At 48.6% G+C, this 17,801-nt stretch carries 14 protein-coding genes and 1 rRNA gene; 3 read left to right on the forward strand and 12 right to left on the reverse strand.

The features are described 5' to 3' along the window. Positions 1-17 precede the first annotated feature (17 nt). Entirely contained in the window at positions 18-1,994 is a 1,977-nt protein-coding gene (locus tag D081_RS10865) for a penicillin-binding protein (protein ID WP_085024193.1), read from the reverse strand. Positions 1,995-2,187: 193 nt separating this feature from the next. Here D081_RS10865 and D081_RS10870 point away from each other — a divergent pair, with 193 nt between their 5' ends. Continuing rightward, complete coding sequence (locus D081_RS10870; RefSeq protein WP_085024194.1) at positions 2,188-2,634, forward strand: Lrp/AsnC family transcriptional regulator; 447 nt, start codon at positions 2,188-2,190, stop codon at positions 2,632-2,634. Positions 2,635-2,690: 56 nt separating this feature from the next. On the opposite strand, the gene rlmH is transcribed toward D081_RS10870, so the two are convergent. From rlmH to D081_RS10890, 4 genes are all read right to left on the reverse strand, one after another. After that, the gene (gene rlmH / locus D081_RS10875) at positions 2,691-3,170 is read right to left on the reverse strand and encodes a 23S rRNA (pseudouridine(1915)-N(3))-methyltransferase RlmH (protein ID WP_085024195.1); all 480 of its coding nucleotides are present in this window, start codon (positions 3,168-3,170) and stop codon (positions 2,691-2,693) included. Between the two features lie 6 nt (positions 3,171-3,176). After that, on the reverse strand, positions 3,177-4,268 hold the full coding sequence (locus D081_RS10880) for a S1C family serine protease (protein ID WP_085024196.1): 1,092 nt from the start codon (positions 4,266-4,268) through the stop codon (positions 3,177-3,179). A gap of 27 nt (positions 4,269-4,295) precedes the next feature. Beyond that, positions 4,296-5,057, reverse strand: a complete 762-nt coding sequence (locus D081_RS10885) for an MBL fold metallo-hydrolase (protein WP_085024197.1) — start codon at positions 5,055-5,057, stop codon at positions 4,296-4,298. A 153-nt stretch (positions 5,058-5,210) separates the two neighbouring features. Next, complete coding sequence (locus tag D081_RS10890) at positions 5,211-5,648, reverse strand: Fur family transcriptional regulator (RefSeq protein WP_369824012.1); 438 nt, start codon at positions 5,646-5,648, stop codon at positions 5,211-5,213. A gap of 198 nt (positions 5,649-5,846) precedes the next feature. Between D081_RS10890 and D081_RS10895 the strand changes: the two genes are divergently transcribed. Further along, positions 5,847-8,039 (forward strand): Tex family protein, encoded by a 2,193-nt coding sequence (locus D081_RS10895; RefSeq protein WP_085024198.1) that lies wholly within the window; start codon positions 5,847-5,849, stop codon positions 8,037-8,039. Beyond that, entirely contained in the window at positions 8,036-9,976 is a 1,941-nt protein-coding gene (locus D081_RS10900) for a nicotinate-nucleotide--dimethylbenzimidazole phosphoribosyltransferase (protein WP_085024199.1), read from the forward strand. The genes D081_RS10895 and D081_RS10900 overlap by 4 nt, the downstream gene beginning before the upstream one ends. Before the next feature lie 67 nt (positions 9,977-10,043). On the opposite strand, the gene D081_RS10905 is transcribed toward D081_RS10900, so the two are convergent. The 7 genes from D081_RS10905 to rrf all read right to left on the reverse strand — a co-directional run bounded on the left by D081_RS10905 (position 10,044) and on the right by rrf (position 17,619). Further along, entirely contained in the window at positions 10,044-12,593 is a 2,550-nt protein-coding gene (locus tag D081_RS10905) for an ATP-binding protein (RefSeq protein WP_085024200.1), read from the reverse strand. Then, positions 12,586-13,692: a BMP family ABC transporter substrate-binding protein gene (locus D081_RS10910; RefSeq protein ID WP_085024201.1), complete on the reverse strand. Its 1,107-nt coding sequence runs from the start codon at positions 13,690-13,692 to the stop codon at positions 12,586-12,588. The genes D081_RS10905 and D081_RS10910 overlap by 8 nt, the downstream gene beginning before the upstream one ends. Next, positions 13,689-14,765 (reverse strand): HD-GYP domain-containing protein, encoded by a 1,077-nt coding sequence (locus D081_RS10915; RefSeq protein WP_233127480.1) that lies wholly within the window; start codon positions 14,763-14,765, stop codon positions 13,689-13,691. Before D081_RS10915 ends, D081_RS10910 begins: the two co-directional genes overlap by 4 nt. Positions 14,766-14,903: 138 nt before the next feature. Then, on the reverse strand, positions 14,904-15,296 hold the full coding sequence (panD, locus tag D081_RS10920) for an aspartate 1-decarboxylase (protein WP_085024202.1): 393 nt from the start codon (positions 15,294-15,296) through the stop codon (positions 14,904-14,906). A gap of 3 nt (positions 15,297-15,299) precedes the next feature. Further along, a complete protein-coding gene (gene panC / locus D081_RS10925) occupies positions 15,300-16,148 on the reverse strand; it encodes a pantoate--beta-alanine ligase (protein ID WP_085024203.1) in 849 nt (282 codons plus the stop codon). Positions 16,149-16,183: 35 nt separating this feature from the next. Beyond that, entirely contained in the window at positions 16,184-17,110 is a 927-nt protein-coding gene (locus D081_RS10930) for a bile acid:sodium symporter family protein (RefSeq protein WP_085024210.1), read from the reverse strand. 392 nt (positions 17,111-17,502) lie between these two features. After that, positions 17,503-17,619 (reverse strand): 5S ribosomal RNA (gene rrf / locus D081_RS10935). Between the last annotated feature and the right edge of the window lie 182 nt (positions 17,620-17,801).

Consider the following 17,801-nt stretch of genomic DNA (forward strand, 5'->3'; position numbering starts at 1 on the left):
TTTCATAGTCACACCATTTACGGCGTGAAGTAAACCGTCACACTGCTTCCCGGCTCCACCACTGTATTGGCGGGGATACTCTGGCCCGAGGAAAGCCCCGTGCCCTGAATGTTCATGCCCAGGCCCATTTCGCCCAGCTTCTGGGAAACCTCCCTTATGCTCATGCCCCTAAGGTCAGGCATTATCTGTTTGCCCGGCGGAGCAGTTTTCACTGCCGGCTGCGGAGCCTTTTGGCCGTGTTCCTTGTCCATATCCGCAAACGGGTCCGAGGATGGCTCAATATGCTTGTAGCGAAGGAGCTGGGAAAAGATTTCCCCTGCTACCGGTGCCGCAATCTGGCCGCCGTAGAAAGCACCCGCACTAGGATCATCAATAATAACCAGAACCACCAGCTGTGGGTCCTCCACCGGTGCAAAGCCACAGAAGGAGGCTATGTAGCGGCCATCCATATAACCGGCAGTATCCTTGTTAATCTTTTGGGCTGTACCGGTCTTGCCTGCAACCCGATAACCCTTGACCTGGGCCTTCTGGCCGCCACCGGTGGCAACTACCTGCTCCAGCAGCCCCATAAGGGTCTTGTCAGTGGCCGAGCTTAATACCCGGCGCACCTCCTCACGGCCATTTTCCTTATACATGGAGCCATCGGCATTGGTAATATTCTTCACAATATGAGGCTTCAGCAGCACACCGTCATTGGCAATGGCGGACATGGCCGTTACCAGCTGCAGCGGTGTTACCGCAATACTCTGGCCGATGGACATGGTGGCTATATCAGAGTCCAGCATTTTATCTGTTTCAAACAGCATGCCGGAGGCCTCTCCCGGCAGCTCCACTCCCGTCGGCTCACCAAAGCCAAACTTGCGGGCATATTCATTGAGCTTTTCACCTGTCAAAATCTGGCCAATCATGGCAAAACAGGTGTTGATGGAATTCTTAACAATATCAGTGAAGGTTACAGTACCAAAGCTCTCACCGTTCCAGTTCTGAATGTGCTTTTCCGACACAGTAATCCGGCCCGGGTCATAGAAGCTCTGGTCAGGAGTTACAACCCCCTCCTCCAGGGCCGCCCCGGCCACAATGGACTTAAAGGTGGAGCCCGGCTCGTAAATATCCGACACGGCACGGTTTTTAATGGCATCCATGCTGAAGTCCCCAAATTTATTTGGGTTGTAGCTTGGACGGGACGCCATGGCCAGTATTTCACCGTTTTTAGGATCCATGACAATGGCCGTAACATTCTGAGGCTGATTCTCCACCATGGCCTTGTCAAGAACCTGTTCCACAATAAACTGCATGGTGGCATCAATAGTCAGGGTAACGGTCTTGCAGTTGTCACCCCTGTATCGCTGCTGTGACAGGGAGAAAATGGAATCAAAGATGGTCCGCCCACGCATATCTGTCAGGACATCATCCTCCTGAACATCCCCCTTTACTATGCTGTCCATGGAATACTCCAGCCCCTCCAGGCCCTTGTCCTCCATGCCGATAAAGCCAATGATGTTGGCCGCCAGCATATCATTTGGATAGTAGCGCTTTACCTCGTCATCCATCCACATGCACTCATAGCCCTTGTCCTTCTTCAGCTGGTTGATAGCCGCCTCCTCATTACTTTCCAGGCCATGCTTTACAGCATAATAGGCACCGCCCTCACGAATACGGCTGGCAATGGTTTCCGCCGGAATATTGATGATAGGACTCAGCTCAGCGGCCAGGACCTGAATATTCTCCTCGCCGCCCACCTTGTCGGGCCTTATAACCAGCAGCTTTGCTATGCGGCTGATGGCCAGCTCCCGGCCGTTGCGGTCCAGAATCTTCCCCCGGGGGGACTGGCGCACAACATTGTCCTTGGCAATATTCATTATCTTCTGTTCCATCTCACTGTGCTGAATTACCTGCAAAATAAAATATCTGCCAATGGTAATAACAAACAGAAGCATGATACCAGCAGTAAGCCAATTTATATTTCTAAGAATTTTTGCCTGTTTATTTTTCATTATACTTCTCCAAATTTATACTATTCTAACTTATTATTTTACACCAATATAGAACAAATGCCAAAACTTAACGTAAACAAAATAAAATGTCAGAATTAATTGTTTTTAAAGAATTTTTTTACGATTTTGAAGATAAAAGTTTACTTTTATATCTTTTCGCTGGTATAATGTAGCTAGAATGGTGGTGTGAAAAATGGATGATATTGATAAGAAGATTCTTAAACGCCTGCAAGAAAATGCCCGTGTCACAATTTCAGTTTTGAGTTCGGAGATTTCCCTCTCCATGCCAGCTATCAGTGAACGTTTGAAAAAGCTGGAAGCTTCCGGTGTCATTAAGCAGTATACCGCTATTTTAAATCCTGAGCTTGTTGACAAGCAGCTTATGGCTCTGGTTTTCCTCAGCTTTGATAACCCTAGCCATGGTGACAGCTTCAAAGATTTTGTAGTTGGTGAGACCGATATCAAGGAATGCTTCTACATCACTGGTGACTTTGATTATTCATTGAAGATTATCACTCAAAACACAACTACCCTGGAAGGCCTGCTGACGCGCATTAAGGAACAGGCCGGTGTCATTAAGACACAGACTATCGTGGTGCTGTCATCTATTATTGACAGACCGTCCGTAACCGTAGAGTAAATCCAATATGTTAAAAATGGGACTGCCTTGGGCAGCCCCATTTTTTATTTCTTAATTTACCAGTGATACTTCTCTCCACGGTTAATCTTGAAGGCCCGATAGATCTGCTCTACCAAAAGCAAGCGTACCATCTGGTGGGTAAAGGTCATCCTTGAAAAGCTGAGGAGCATATCCGCCGCCCCCCGGACCTCCGATGAAAGTCCAAAGGCACCTCCTATGAGGAAGGTGATGTTGCTCTTGCCCTCCAGCCCCAGCTTGTCTATCTTGGCTGCCAGCTCCTCGGAGGACAGTTCCTTGCCGTATACATCCAATACAATAAGGTAGCTTCCCTCCGGCACCTGCTTCAGCAGCCGCTGGCCCTCCTGGGTCAGGGTCTGCTGCTTTTCTGCCTCGGAAGGATTATCCTTCATCTTTTCCTCATTGATTTCAATAATCTTCACATTGGCGAAGGGACCCAGCCGCTTCATAAACTCGTTGATGCCTTCAGTGAGATACTTCTCCTTGATTTTGCCCGCGGTGACAATGTTGATTTTCATTCTGCATCAACCCTCAGTCGGCTGGGCATCCAGGGTAACATTGACGGTCTTGGTGCTGCCGTTGGATTCATACTTAATCTCCACGGTTTCTCCTACCTTGTGGGCAGTAATGGCTGCTCTCAGCTCACCTACGGTATTGACCTCAGTGCCACCTACGGCCAGAATGATGTCACCACGGTGGAAGCCAGCCCGGCCGGCAGGACCCTCCAGGGTTACACTATAGATATACACACCCTTGTCGACGTTCAGGATATAACCCTGACGGGCAGCGGATTCCTTGTCGAATACACTTACCCCGAGATATGGACGGGTTACCCGGCCATTGGTCATGAGCTCTTCCACTACTTCCCGTACAGTGTTGATAGGAATGGCAAAGCCCATGCCCTCTACTGCATTGGTAACGATTTTCTGGGAATTGATGCCGATAACCTTGCCATCTGCATTTACCAGGGCACCGCCGGAGTTGCCCGGATTAATGGCTGCATCGGTCTGAATGAGCTTCATGTTGCTTTCGCCCTTGTTAAGTACGCGGTTTACGGCGCTGATTACACCGGTGGTAACACTGCCCTGGAATTCCAGACCCATTGGGTTGCCGATGGCAATGGCAGGCTCACCCACCATAATATCATCGGAATCACCAAACTCTGCTGCCGGCAGATCATTGGCATCCACCTTTACCACGGCCAAATCAGTGATTTCATCGGCACCTACCAGCTTGCCGTTCAGTGTACGGCCGTCGGAAAGGGAAACGATAATCTCCTTGGCACCGTCAATTACGTGATTATTGGTAACGATATAACCATCCTTGCGGAAAATTACGCCGGAGCCATAGCCCTCCACATCACGAAGGTTGAAGAAGAAATCTCTGGTCACTGCTTTATTGGTAATGCCTACCACAGCCGGGCCCACGGTCTTGGCCGCCCGGACAACCGGTGTATTTCTGGCATCGGATACGTTGCTGCTGTAGCTTGGGCTGGAGGCCGGAATACCTTCGGCAGCATTGGAATTACCACATCCACTCAGCATTACGGAGCCTGCCACCAGCAATCCCATAACTGCAGGCAGACATGCTTTCAAAATTTTACCCTTTGTAATCATTTTTCTCCCTCCAAAATATAAATTATGTTAAAATTCCACACTGACACATCTGTCCTGGGCAGTGAGTATAAGCTCCATATTTTTTACCCCCTGCTGGTCAAGAATCTGCTTTACAGTATTCATTGCCAAATCAGGCAGATTATTGGACTCACTGAGATGGGCCAGCAAAACCTTTTGTGGTCTTTGTTTTAGATGTACCAGAGTCCAGGCCGTATCCATATTGGACAGATGGCCCCGGTTGCTTAGTATGCGCTGCTTTAACGGCCAAGGATATTCGCCGTTTTTCAGCATATCCACATCGTGATTGGCTTCCAGAATCATTACCCTGGCGGATTCCAGCTCCTGCCGCAGGGTGCTGTCCACAAACCCCATGTCAGTGGCCACCACGCATTTTACGCTGCCCATAATAGAATAGCCCACCGGGTCTGCCGCATCATGGGGGATTCCAAAAGCCTTAACGGTCAGCTTGTTTATCCTGACCCTGTCCATAATCGGATTAATGCACTCCTGAGGAAGCTCCCCGTAGCAGTTCATGGCCCGAAAGGTTTCCGGACGGCTGTAAACCGGTACACCGTATTTTTTTGTCAAGGTAGCAAGTCCCTTAATATGGTCACTGTGCTCATGGGTGATAAACACCCCATCCAAATCTTCTATAGAATAGCCTATATTGCCAAGCTCCTGCTTTATTCGCCTGGCACTGATACCAGCGTCTACCAGAATGTGGCTGCCCTCCATTTCAATGAAGGTGCAATTGCCCTTGCTGCCGCTGGCCAAAACCGAAACCTGCATCTTTCCTCCTATAAGGCAAGTATAAGAATCCCTGCTGAAAATATTCTGTAAATATTATTAGTTTTTCCTTAGAACCTCATATACCATAACAAAAAAGCGAAAAAAGGTCAAAGAAAAGGACAGGGCTGTATGTAGCCCTGTCCCCATAGCTTATTAGTTTAATTTCTTCTTTTTACCCTGACACTTAGGACATTCGCCGTAGAAATACAGCTGACGACCAGTCAGCTTATAATCGGACAGCTTGGCCACAGCCTCCATAATGGCCTCGTCCTCAAATTCCATAATATCATCCACCCGGCCGCAGGTATTGCAGCGGATATGAGGGTGATTTTCCATTCTGGCATCATAGCGGTAGCTGTCCTCCCCAATATTCAGCACCTGGGCCAGACCTATCTTGTCAAAAATCTCCATGGTCTTATATACAGTTGCCAGGCTCATGGCCGGATAGGTCGGCAACAGCATATTGTAAAGCATCTCTGCATTTGGATGCTCAGTGGTGTGCTGCAAGGCATCGTATACAGCAAGACGCTGAGGGGTCACCTTAAATCCGTGGCTGCGCAGTATCTCCGCTACCCCTTGCATATCCATCATCATTTCTTTTCCTCCAAACTTAGTTGTATGATGTAACTATCTTTCACAATTATTAACGGATAATTACTATCCATTGAGTATTTTACATACATTTAACAACTATGTCAATAATAGGATTATAGTTTCATTTCTATACAAACATAATATTATGGTATAATTATTTGGCTATCGCTTACTTGATGAAGGAGTTAATTCAATATGAAAACAGAAAATATCAGCAAAACCATTGCCGACGAATTAAAAATAAAAGTTTTTCAGACCGATGCCGTTATAGAGCTTTTGGATGAGGGAAATACTATTCCCTTTATTTCCCGCTACCGCAAGGAAAAGACCGGGGAGCTGGACGAGGAAAAGGTACGTATCATTTCCGAGCGTCTCACCTATCTCCGGAATTTCGTAAAGCGTCAGGAGGAAATCCTCAATAAGATAGAGGAGCAGGGCAAGCTCACCGACGAGCTGCGCACTGCCATCGAAAAGACCACCAAGCTGCAGGAGCTGGAGGACATTTATCTTCCATACAAGCAGAAGAAGCGCACCCGTGCCCAGAAGGCCAAGGAGAAGGGACTTGAGCCTCTGGCAAATACCATTATGCTCCAGCAGCTCACCCAGGGTACCCCGGCAGAGGTGGCCGCTGACTTCATTAATCATGAATTGGAGGTTGAAACCGCCGAGGATGCCCTGGCAGGTGCCATGGATATCATTGCGGAAATGATTTCCGAGGAAGCACCTCTCCGTCAGGAGCTCCGCAAGTTCCTGTGGAACAATGCTTTTATTACCACAGCTCTGGATGAGGAAAAGGAAGCCACTGATGAGGGCAAGGTGTTCCTCATGTACAAGGAATACAGAGAATTGGTCCGCACCCTGCCTTCCCACCGCATTCTGGCCATTAACCGTGGCGAAAAGCTGGAGTGCCTGAAGGTGAAGCTGGAAATTGAGGAAGAAAAAATACTGGCCATTATTGGCAAGAGGTTCATTACCAATAAATCCATTTTCCAGTCCATTCTGGAGGACACTATTGCCGACAGCTGGAAGCGTCTTATCCAGCCGTCACTGGAGCGGGAAATCCGCAACCAGCTCACTGAAACCGCTGAAAAGCAGGCCATTGATATTTTTGGCACAAATCTGCGCCAGCTCCTGCTGCAGGCCCCATTGGCAGGCTTTACTGTAATGGGCCTGGACCCGGGCTATCGCACCGGCTGCAAAATGGCCATTGTGGACCCTACAGGCAATGTACTGGATCACGGTGTACTCTACATTACCCACGGTGAAAAGGGTGCCGTCGAGTCTGCCAAAAAAGCATTGGCCCTTATCAAGAAATACAAGGTAAATCTTATTTCCATTGGTAACGGTACCGCCTCCTTTGAAACCGAGGAATTTGCCGCCAAGCTCATTAAGGACAATAATCTGGATACCCACTACATTGTCACCAGCGAGGCAGGAGCTTCCGTTTATTCTGCCTCCCCACTGGCCAAGGAGGAGCTGCCGGAGTACGATGTCACCATCCGTGGTGCCGTATCCATTGCCCGCCGGGTGCAGGACCCGTTGGCGGAGCTGGTAAAAATCGACCCGAAGGCCATTGGCGTGGGACAATATCAGCATGATGTAAACCAGAAGGAGCTGGCCAATACCCTGGACCAGACCATTGAATCCGCCGTAAACCATGTGGGCGTGGAGCTTAATACGGCCTCCCCGGCCCTCTTAAAGCATGTGGCCGGCATTAACGCCACCATTGCCAAGAATATCGTGACCTACCGAAATGAAAACGGACCATTCAAGTCCCGCAGGGAATTGCTGAAGGTGGCCCGTCTGGGCAATGCCGCCTACACCCAGTGCGCCGGTTTCCTCCGCATTGGCGGCGGCAAAATGCCGTTGGACAACACTCCGGTTCACCCTGAATCCTATGAGCTGGCAGAAAATATTCTGGCCAAGCTGGGTGCCGATATTGATATTTTAACTGACAAAAAGCAGCTGGAAATGCTCCAGGCCAAAATAAAGCTGGCGGACCCAAGCAAGCTGGCCAAGGATCTGGACGCAGGTGTACCGACAGTAAAGGATATTTTGGACGCCTTGGCCAAGCCTGGCCGTGATCCCCGTGAGGACCTGCCTGTACCATTGACCCGCAAGGCCATTGTGAAGCTGTCCGATATCAAGGTGGGCACCGTAATGCGGGGTACTGTCCGCAACATCACCGACTTTGGTGCCTTCGTGGATATTGGCATCAAGACCGCCGGCCTTATCCATATTTCCGAATTAAGCACCAAGCACGTAAAGCATCCACTGGATGTAGTTGCTGTAGGTGATATTGTCACTGTTCTTGTTATCAGCGTGGATGAAGCCCGTGGCCGCATAGGCCTCAGTCTGAAGCAGGTTCCCCAGGAGGCAGCTATATGACCAACTTACCCGGTATAACTGAAGAAGAGCTGCGGGACCTTATTGCCCAGATTCCACCACGGGATATGGACAGCGTTCAGCAGGTGGAACAGGTGCTGGCCAAATCCACCATCTCCAAGGAAGCTTTCGGTGCCATCAGATTTTTGCTGAAAAAATACGCAGGGGCAACAGGACAGGCTTCCTTTGAGGAAATGCCAATAAAGGCTGTAGCCCTTTGCTGTGCTGACCATGGTGTGGCAAAAGAAAGCGTCAGCGCCTATCCGCCGGAAACCACCCTGCACATGGTGGGAAACTATCTGATTTCCCACGGCTCCGCCGCCAATGTCTTTGCAGATTATACGGGAGCCCATCTTTGCGTAGCGGATTTAGGCATAAACAGTGACAAGGCCAAGGAGATTCCCGGCCTCATAGATTTTCACATTGCCTCCGGCACCAATAATTCTGCCCAGGGCCCGGCCATGACCAGAGAGCAGGCTGTTAAATCCCTGTACTATGGCTATTCCCTGGCCAGACAGCTGCATGAGCAGCAGGGCATTACCCTCTTTTTGCCGGGGGAAATGGGCATATCCAATACTACCGCCAGTGCCGCCATTACTGCAGCATTGCTTAAGGAATCCCCTGCCAATACCACAGGACGGGGAACCAATATTTCCGACCAGCGGTATAAACACAAGCTGGCCACTGTGGAAAAAATACTGGCCGTAAACCAGCCGGACCCGACCGACCCTATTGACGTGCTGGCCAAGGTTGGTGGCTTTGAGCTGGGAGCCATAGCCGGTCTGATGCTGGGTGCCGCCGCCTCCCGTTCCCTTACCATTTTGGACGGGTTCAACTCCAGTGCCGCCGCCCTTATTGCCCTTAGGCTGGCCCCCGGTGTAAAGGATTATCTTATCCCATCCCACAGGGCCGGTGAGCAGGGACAGCCTTTGATTCTTAAAGAGATGGATTTCACCCCATTGATGGATTTAAATATTAAGCTGGGAGAAGCCATTGGCTCATCCCTGGTGGCAGATATTTTGGATGCTTCCATAAGGGCATACAGAAATATTCAAAAGGATACAGCTGCCAGGGAGCTGATGGGGGATACCATTGAAAAGGATATCATTCCCGACGTTGCTGTAACCCTTACAGATAAAACCTTTGACTACTACACCCGCACCATGCCAAGCCTTGATAAGGAAGCCATGGAGCGGTGTCAGATGCGTCTTGATAACTTGTCCAAGCCTATATACAGTTTGGGAGTTATCGAGCAGATTGCCTCCCAGCTTAGCGGTATCACCTCCAACGAGCTGCCGGGGGATATATCCAAAACCCTTTTGCTGGTAGGCATGAAAAGGGAAGCCGCCCCGGACCTGGAGCAGGCTGCTTTCATTCACAGCTTTGCTTCCCAGACTGGAGCCGACTCAATTGCCGCTTATCTGACCAGCGAAAGAACCCAGATGGATGCCTTTGAATTCGGCCGACTTCAGGGGGAAAACATTTCCCTTGCCAGCCAGATAATGGGGCTTTCCCTTATCGATAATGATATTGCTATAATCGATGAAATGGCGGATATGCTCTGTGATGCCCAAGGAAACCTTAGGCTGCAGGCTTCCTCTTTTATGGCACAGCTGCCGGCAGAAATGCAGCTGATAGCCTCAGCAGTGCTGGGAGCAATAATTGCTGCCACCCACAACCGCACCATGATAATTCTCGGTGACCGGGCAGTAACCGCCCTTGCCAGCTATGCTGCCCAGCTGGTACCTGAAATAAGACCATTCCTGCTGCCGGTGGAGCCACCTCTTTATCACATGGGAGTAAATATCCCCGGCGTAACAGCCTGCATGGGAATGCGTCTCGTGGATGCCGCCATCCACACCGTAAATGATATGAAGACCTTCAGCGAAGCCCAGGTGGCCGTGGCCAATGACGGTCCCGGCGCCGGACGGCAGATATAATTCCTGCAAGAATCAAACAGGGTATGTGAAAGGCAAAAGCCTTTCCCATACCCTGTTTTTTAATCTCTTATGCTTCTTCCATCATGCTCTTGGCCATATCCGCCACCTTACGATACACGGTCATTATCTCCTCATGATGAGCTTTCAGATATTTCACAGCCTCATTACGCTGTTCATCAGGTGCATCATCTGCAAGGAAATCCTTGGCAGCCTGCTCCTGGGCCTTGGCCATTTCATTGAGCAATTTGCAGCCAATATTCAAGGCCCCTGATTTCAAGGCATGTACCTTAATCCTGTAGGAATGCCAGTCTTCCTCTCCAAAGGCGTCCTCCATTTCCTTTATGTTGGCCTCACACAGCTTGCTGAACATATCCAGAATGCGGTTATACAGCATATCGCTGTTATTGCAGTACTTTAAGCCAATTGATCTGTCAATCTCAGGAGCGTCCCCCGTCCCGGCCTTTTCCTCCACTTTGGCTGGTGCTACAGTTATCTCCTCCGCGGATAACTCACTCGCCTCCACCGGATGCAGCAGACTTTCCGGCAGATTGCGTTTTACCACGGTATCCAGCTGCTTGCCGGTCATAGGCTTGCTCAGATAATCATCAAAGCCTTCAGCAAGGAATTTCTCCCGCACACCGGCCAGGGCCGTTGCTGTGAGAATAATAAACTTGGTATTCTTTGTTCCCTCCAGCTTTTTGGCCTCATGCAGGGTGGCTATACCATCCATTCCCGGCATCATATAATCCATCATCACCACGTGGAAAAATTCCTGCTTAAGTAATTCCAAAGCCTCAGTACCGCTATGGGCCACCGTCAGCTTGGCCTTGGTATCCGAAAGCATACAGGTGGCCACAAAGCAGTTCATTTCATTGTCATCCACCACGAGAATAGATGCATCAGGAGCTGTAAAGCTGGTGGAATTTACCTCCAGCAATTCCTCCTCGATGTCCTGATCCGCATTGAAGTCGCCAACCAGCTCAGTGCCCATTATCTTCTGTGGCAGACCGATAATAAAGCTGCTGCCCTCTCCATAGGTGCTTTCTACCTGTACGGTGCCCCCCATCATGGTAAGGAGTCTGTGGGTTATGGCCAGACCAAGTCCTGTGCCCTCCACCTTGCAGTTTTTCTGCAAATCAAGACGCTCAAACACCTGGAACAGCTTGTCCATGTCCTCAGGCCGAATACCAATACCTGTATCGGTAACTGTTAGATTAAGCAACAGTGTATCATCATTGACGTCACCACTGACATCAAAGGTTACCGATCCCTCATCGGTATATTTTATGGCGTTGTTAATTACATTTATAAGTATCTGGCGTATGCGTCCCACATCACCATATAACTCATTAGGCAGTTTTTCATCCACATTGATGATAAATTCCAGATGCTTTGCCTTGGCCCTGAAGCCCACCAAAGTGGTGACATCCTTGAGAAGGGAACGGAGGCTGTAGTTATCTGTTACCAGCTCCATCCGTCCGGATTCAATTTTGGAGAAATCAAGAATTTCATTTATGATTCCCAGCAGTGCTGTGGAGGCCGAATGGATATTGCTGGCATAGCGCTGTATTTCCTTATCCCTGGTACGCCTGAGAATCATTTCATCCATACCATTTATGGCATTTATCGGCGTTCTTATTTCATGGCTCATGTTGGCCAGGAACTGGCTCTTGGCCTGGTTGGCCTCATCAGCTGCCTCCCGTGCCTTCTTAAGGGCAGCATTTTCCGCCACCTTGGTCTGTGCCATGAAAAGATAGATGCTGACACAGGCAAACAATAACAGCAGCAATGTAAATACCCACTGTATCATTTGATACACACTGCTGATCTTGCCTGCCACTGCCGACCACGGAATATAGCCCATAAGGGAGAATTCAGTCTGGGGAAGGTCAGCACCGAAAACAAAGAATTTCCCCTCAGCGCCCTCGGTATAAACGGCCGCTGCCTTGCTGGTTTTCAGCCGGCGATGTACCTCCGCCATACCATTTTGTATGTCCTTATTGCCCCAAAACTCATGGTCCCTGGTGGAAAAATTCTCGTAGGGAACGGCCATGCTCCCGTCCTTATACTGTATCATGATTTTCGTATGAGGATTATAATCGGCCATTCCAAAGACTGCGGTCACATTGCGTCGGGAAAAGATCTGGTAAATAACATATCGGACGTTGTCGCCATAACAAACGGGAACCGCCACAATTATTCCGCCATCAGCATGATAATCCACTACGCTGTTGCCCTGGAATGCCCGGGAAAGCTTGGGATATTCATGCTTGCTGACCACTGCCCCCTGGGTGTGTCCCTCATAATCCATAATACCAGCCCGGCCATAAATATTTTCACGGTTAAGGGCCACAATAATATTGTCCTTCTGGTCTTCATGCTCCTCCAGATAACGTGCCGTTGCCTCCAAGGTGCTTATATAACGCATAAACCGTTCATTGGCCAGCTGGGCCATATCCGCCGTCATGTTGGATACGGATTCCTCAGCTGCATCATTGAGCTTGCGGCTTATCTGGGTCTGAAGGATGTTGCCTGTAATAAACAGGATAATTATCAGCAGGGTTATTTCAATAATGGCCTTTTGGGACAGTCCCAATTTACTCATGCTCTTACTCAAGGACTTCCACTCCCTTCACCAGCCAATCCATGTGCTGTAACAGGCGGTCGTCCCGTATTACTTCGTCCGAACGACATCTTAGCTTGCCCTGATTATCATAAATTTCACCGGCGAACACGAAGTTACCGGCCATCATTTCCTTTTTAAGCTGGTCCAATATTCCCCGCTGCTCATAATCTACGGCATCAGAAAATGGGCTGAGCTCCACGAGACCAGCCTCCATACCAACCCAACGGTTATCTACAAAATTCATCTCGCCCTTGAGATAATACTTTACTATTTCCTCATAGTAACGGTCCCAATTGCAGACAACTGACGTTAAATCATGCTCCGAGCGATTTTGCAAATCCTCATAATAGCCGATGTAATCTATTCCCAGCTCCTCCGCCACATTGGCTGCCGCCGGTTCATCCTGATGGTAGGTTATTACATCCGCATGCTCCTTGGTTATTAGTCTGTTGGCATTTGCAGCCTCTATCTCCTCATCTTGCCAGCTTCCTGTGTACATTACTATAACCCTGGCCTGGGGATTGGTCCGCTTGACACCCAGGGTAAAGGCATTGATACCGCGATTAACCTCAGAATTTGGCATGGCGGCCACATAGCCGATAATATTGCTCTTGGTACGGAGTCCCGCCAGGGCCCCTGTCAGATATCTCCCCTGATACATGCGGATAAAATATGAAGTCATATTCCGGCCCCGGCACTCTGCCGAGTTGGTACCAAAAGCGATCTGGGGAAATTCCCTTATGAGGGTCTTGGCATCCGTTGTATAGGAATAACTGGTAAGGAATACCATGCCAGCTCCATTTTTGACCATTTCCCGCACGGCATCAGCACAGGCGCCGTCCAGACCACTGTTATGGTCGCTCACCAAAAGCTTCACACCCATGGAATCACAGGCTTTTTTCATGCCACGGTATTGAGGGGCATTCCAGCCCTCCTCATCCATTCCTCCCAACAAGACCATTCCCACCATAGGTGGCTCCTGATCCTTGTCATTGGAAAAATACCACAGTGAAGACACAAAAAGAACAATAACCGTAATTAAACCTAAAAGCAGCCCCCATTCATACTTGGAGCGTTGTTTTGCATTCACGGCACTACCTCCTGCTCTCGCATCCTATATTCCACATCCTCATCAATCATCTGGAGCATTATATCAGTAAAAACCGGGTCCAGCTGGGTCCCTTTGGCCTTTACCAATTCCTCCCTGACAACTGACTGGGGCAGAACATCACGATAGCTGCGCTTTGAGGTCATGGCATCATAAACATCTGCCACGGCAATTATTCTGGCCTTTTCCGGAATTGCCTTGCCCACAAGGCCGTCGGGATAGCCTGTACCGTCATAACGCTCATGGTGGCTCCGGGCCCCCTCCTGCAATTCCTCCATTTCGTGAACTGAGGACAATATGGCACTGCCTATTATCGGATGCACCTTAATGGAGCTATATTCGCTTGGTGTCAGCTTGTCGGGCTTATTCAGCACTTGCCCGGACACGCCGATTTTACCAATATCATGAAGAAGCGCCATATAAAAAATATTACGCTGATAATTCTTTGATTTGCCCGCCCGATAGGAAATTTCCCGGGAGTAATCCGCTACCCGCTGGGAATGTCCATTTGTATAAGGGTCCTTGGCATCGATGGTTTTCGCCAAAGCAAATACCATCTGCTTAAACAGCCTTTTGGTGGATGCCAACTGACTTATGGTGGCTTTAATCTGATTGTCAATCCGCTCCTGCATCCGTTTTTGCAGGGCCATTAATTCCAAGGTACGCTGAACATGGATAAGGATAAGGGTTGGTATAAAAGGCTTGTGAAGAAAATCAAAGGCTCCCAGCTGTATGCCCTTGACCTCCTTTTCCTGATCCACCTCTGCTGTCAGCATAATTACAGGAATATCCTTCCATTCCTTATCCTGCTTAATGTGCTCCAGCACCTGAAAACCGTTCATTACCGGCATATTTATATCCAGCAGCACCAGATCCGGCCTGCGTTCCTTTATTAATTCAATGGCTTTTTCGCCATTTACGGCAGAAATCACTTCATAATCATGTCCCAAAATGGCATCAAGTATCATATTGTTTATCGGGTCATCATCGACCGTCAGTATAAGACTTTTTTTGTCAGTAGATTTATCCATAGATTTATCCGTAGATTCACCCATAACATGGCACCCCCTGTTAAAGATAATTTTATATTTTATTAAAAATAAAATCAATGTTCTCACAATTCCATTAATCATTAAAATAATATAAATGCCCCTGCTATTACTCTAAATTGAATAATAACAGAGGCATTTTTGTTACTTATTTACGTATATTTCCCCGTGACACTCATAGTTACGGATTTCCTTTACCTTATTACCGTTGTCCAGCATTACCACTGTAGGTCTGTACTGAACTGCTTCCCTTTCCTCCATAAAGGCGTATGCCATTATAATGACCACATCCCCGGGCTGGGCCCAACGGGCTGCCGAGCCATTGAGGCAGATAACCCCGGAGCCGGGCTTTCCAGGTATCACGTAGGTTTCCAGGCGGGAGCCGTTATTGTTGTTTACCACCTGCACCCGCTCATTTTCATATATGCCGGCAGCCTTCATCAAATCGCTGTCGATTGTTATACTGCCCATATACTGCAGGTTGGCCTCCGTAACGGTGGCACAATGAAGTTTGGATTTTAACATGTGAAGCATCATGACTTAGCCCTCCAAAATTACATTATCAATCAGACGGGTCTTGCCTATCTTAACCGCAATGGCCATAATGGACTCCCCCTCTACCCTGTCTATTTCTTCCAGGGCCGGGAAGGAATATATCTCCACATAGTCAATTACAGCCAGTGGTTCCTTATTTATCTCATCCACAATAATTTTCTTCAACTCACTGACCTGTCTGCTGCCACCCTGGTAAGCAGCCCGGGCCATATTGAGGCTGCGGGACAGTACCAGGGCCGCCTTCTTTTCCTCCGCTGAGAGATAAACATTGCGGGAGCTTCTGGCCAAACCGCTGTCCTCTCTGACAATAGGCACCATATTTATCTCAACAGGAATAGCCAAATCCTCCACAAAACGCCTGATTACACATACCTGCTGGGCATCCTTCTGGCCAAAGAAGGCCTTGTCAGCCCTGGCCAGATTAATGAGCTTGGTCACTACAGTGGCAACTCCACGGAAATGGCCTGGACGCTGGCCACCACACAGCTTCTTTGTAAATTCGCCCTCCACATTTACATAAGTGCAAAATCCCTCAGGGTACATTTCAGCTGGCTCTGGATGAAACACAGCATCCACGCCAACCTCCTCCAGCTTGGCACAATCCTCATCAAACTGGCGGGGATAAGCATCAAAATCCTCGTTGGGGCCAAACTGCACCGGATTTACAAAAACCGAAGCAATTACCACATCCACCGCCTGGCGGGCAGTGCGCATAAGAGTCAGATGACCTTCATGCAACGCCCCCATGGTTGGCACCAGACCAATGGTCTTGCCGGCCTGCTTCATCTCACGGGAATACTGCTTAATCTCTTCCTGAGTTCTTAAAATCTTCATTCTTACTTACCTCTCCTTAAAACCTGCATAGCCTCTTAGGACAGCTTTATACTGGGTCCTATAATGTCACTGTCGCATTCCTCACTGTGCTTGGCAAAGTAGTTGGCCAGCACTGCCCCGGACACATTGTGCCATACGCTGAAAATAGCCCCCGGAATGGCAGCAATAGGATCAAAATACATAACAGCCAAGGAAGCGGCCATGCCGGAATTCTGCATGCCCACCTCTATGGACACAGTACGACTGCGCTTTTCATCCAATCTGAAGAGCTTGGCCAGAATGTAGCCCAGGAAAAGGCCAAAGGTGTTATGGCAGATAACCACCGCAAACATCATAAGGCCCACATCCAGCAGCTTTGCAGCACTGAGAGCCACTACACCGCCTACAGTAAGAACTACAGTTACAGCGGAAAGCACCGGCATGAACGGATTGATTCTGCGGGAGAAGCTTTCAAAGAAATGATGCACTCCCAAGCCCAACAGCACCGGCAGCAATACCATTTTTACAATGGACATCATCATGGAGGACACAGAAACATCAATAACCGCATCCGCCAATAAATAGGTTAAAATCGGTGTCATCAATGGCGCCATCAGGGTTGAGGTGGCGGACATGGAAACGGACAAAGCCACATCACCCTTGGCCAGATAGGCAATTACATTGGAAGCTGTACCACCAGGGCAGGTACCCACAAGGATTACACCAATGGCAATTTCCGGTGGCAAAGCAAAGGCCTTTACCAAACCGAAGGCCACTGCCGGCATAATAAGGAACTGGGCACAGACACCAATAAAAATTCCCTTTGGATTTCTGAGGATATTCTTAAAGTCATCCACTGTAAGGGTCATGCCCATGCCGAACATGATTATTCCCAGAAACAAAGGAATATGTGGCCCCACCCACGTCAAGGCCTCAGGCCGCCATACGGCAAATACACCGATAAGAAATACCAATAAACTCATGTTGCTTACAAGCAGGTTGCAAGCGCTTTTTAATGCTGCTTTCAAAAAAGCACCTCCCTAAAAATATAAAATACTTCTGACAAGGGAGTCCAAAATGCCATCAAAAAAGCCTCTCTATCCCTGAAGATAAAGAGGCATATAAACACAAATAACAGCAAGCCAAACGAGCCGCTGGTGCCATCCGTCTCAGTCACAAGGATCTAAGCGAAAAAGAGTATTTAAAAATTGAAGCAAATAAAAGAGTATGACTCCATAGGATGTCATCCCTTGTCCAAAGAGATAATAGCACAAAAGAAAAAGTAATGCAACAGAAGTACTTAGTTAAAAATTTAAATAACAACAGTAATGTTTATGGCAAAAGAAAAAGCACTGCATTGTGCAGTGCTTTTTCTAACTGGCAACTTCCTATCCTCCCAGGCCGTCTCCAGCCAAGTACTTTCGGCGTTTATGTGCTTAACTACTGTGTTCGGAATGGGAACAGGTGGGACCACATAGCCAACGTCACCAGATATTCAATTTTTAGGAAGGCAAATGCCTCTCAGTCGTCAACTTCAACCAATCATATTCGCTTCGCTCATATTCTTGGGAAGTTTTGACATGGGGCACATTACCGCTTCAATATCGCCTTTCGGCTCATTTCATCGATGTGCCTCCAAAACTATACAGAAACAAGTTCATCTTAGTAATTAGC

The sequence above is a fragment of the Anaerovibrio sp. JC8 genome, from assembly GCF_002100115.1.
Lineage (GTDB): Bacteria > Bacillota > Negativicutes > Selenomonadales > Selenomonadaceae > Anaerovibrio.

What these genes read in the sequence shown, in the direction of transcription:
- D081_RS10865 (WP_085024193.1), bottom strand. Translation starts at nt 1,994, where the DNA reads ATGAAAAATAAACAGGCAAAAATTCTTAGAAATATAAATTGGCTTACT.
- D081_RS10870 (WP_085024194.1), top strand. Translation starts at nt 2,188, where the DNA reads ATGGATGATATTGATAAGAAGATTCTTAAACGCCTGCAAGAAAATGCC.
- rlmH (WP_085024195.1), bottom strand. Translation starts at nt 3,170, where the DNA reads ATGAAAATCAACATTGTCACCGCGGGCAAAATCAAGGAGAAGTATCTC.
- D081_RS10880 (WP_085024196.1), bottom strand. Translation starts at nt 4,268, where the DNA reads ATGATTACAAAGGGTAAAATTTTGAAAGCATGTCTGCCTGCAGTTATG.
- D081_RS10885 (WP_085024197.1), bottom strand. Translation starts at nt 5,057, where the DNA reads ATGCAGGTTTCGGTTTTGGCCAGCGGCAGCAAGGGCAATTGCACCTTC.
- D081_RS10890 (WP_369824012.1), bottom strand. Translation starts at nt 5,648, where the DNA reads ATGATGGATATGCAAGGGGTAGCGGAGATACTGCGCAGCCACGGATTT.
- D081_RS10895 (WP_085024198.1), top strand. Translation starts at nt 5,847, where the DNA reads ATGAAAACAGAAAATATCAGCAAAACCATTGCCGACGAATTAAAAATA.
- D081_RS10900 (WP_085024199.1), top strand. Translation starts at nt 8,036, where the DNA reads ATGACCAACTTACCCGGTATAACTGAAGAAGAGCTGCGGGACCTTATT.
- D081_RS10915 (WP_233127480.1), bottom strand. Translation starts at nt 14,765, where the DNA reads ATGGGTGAATCTACGGATAAATCTATGGATAAATCTACTGACAAAAAA.
- panD (WP_085024202.1), bottom strand. Translation starts at nt 15,296, where the DNA reads ATGATGCTTCACATGTTAAAATCCAAACTTCATTGTGCCACCGTTACG.
- panC (WP_085024203.1), bottom strand. Translation starts at nt 16,148, where the DNA reads ATGAAGATTTTAAGAACTCAGGAAGAGATTAAGCAGTATTCCCGTGAG.
- D081_RS10930 (WP_085024210.1), bottom strand. Translation starts at nt 17,110, where the DNA reads ATGAGTTTATTGGTATTTCTTATCGGTGTATTTGCCGTATGGCGGCCT.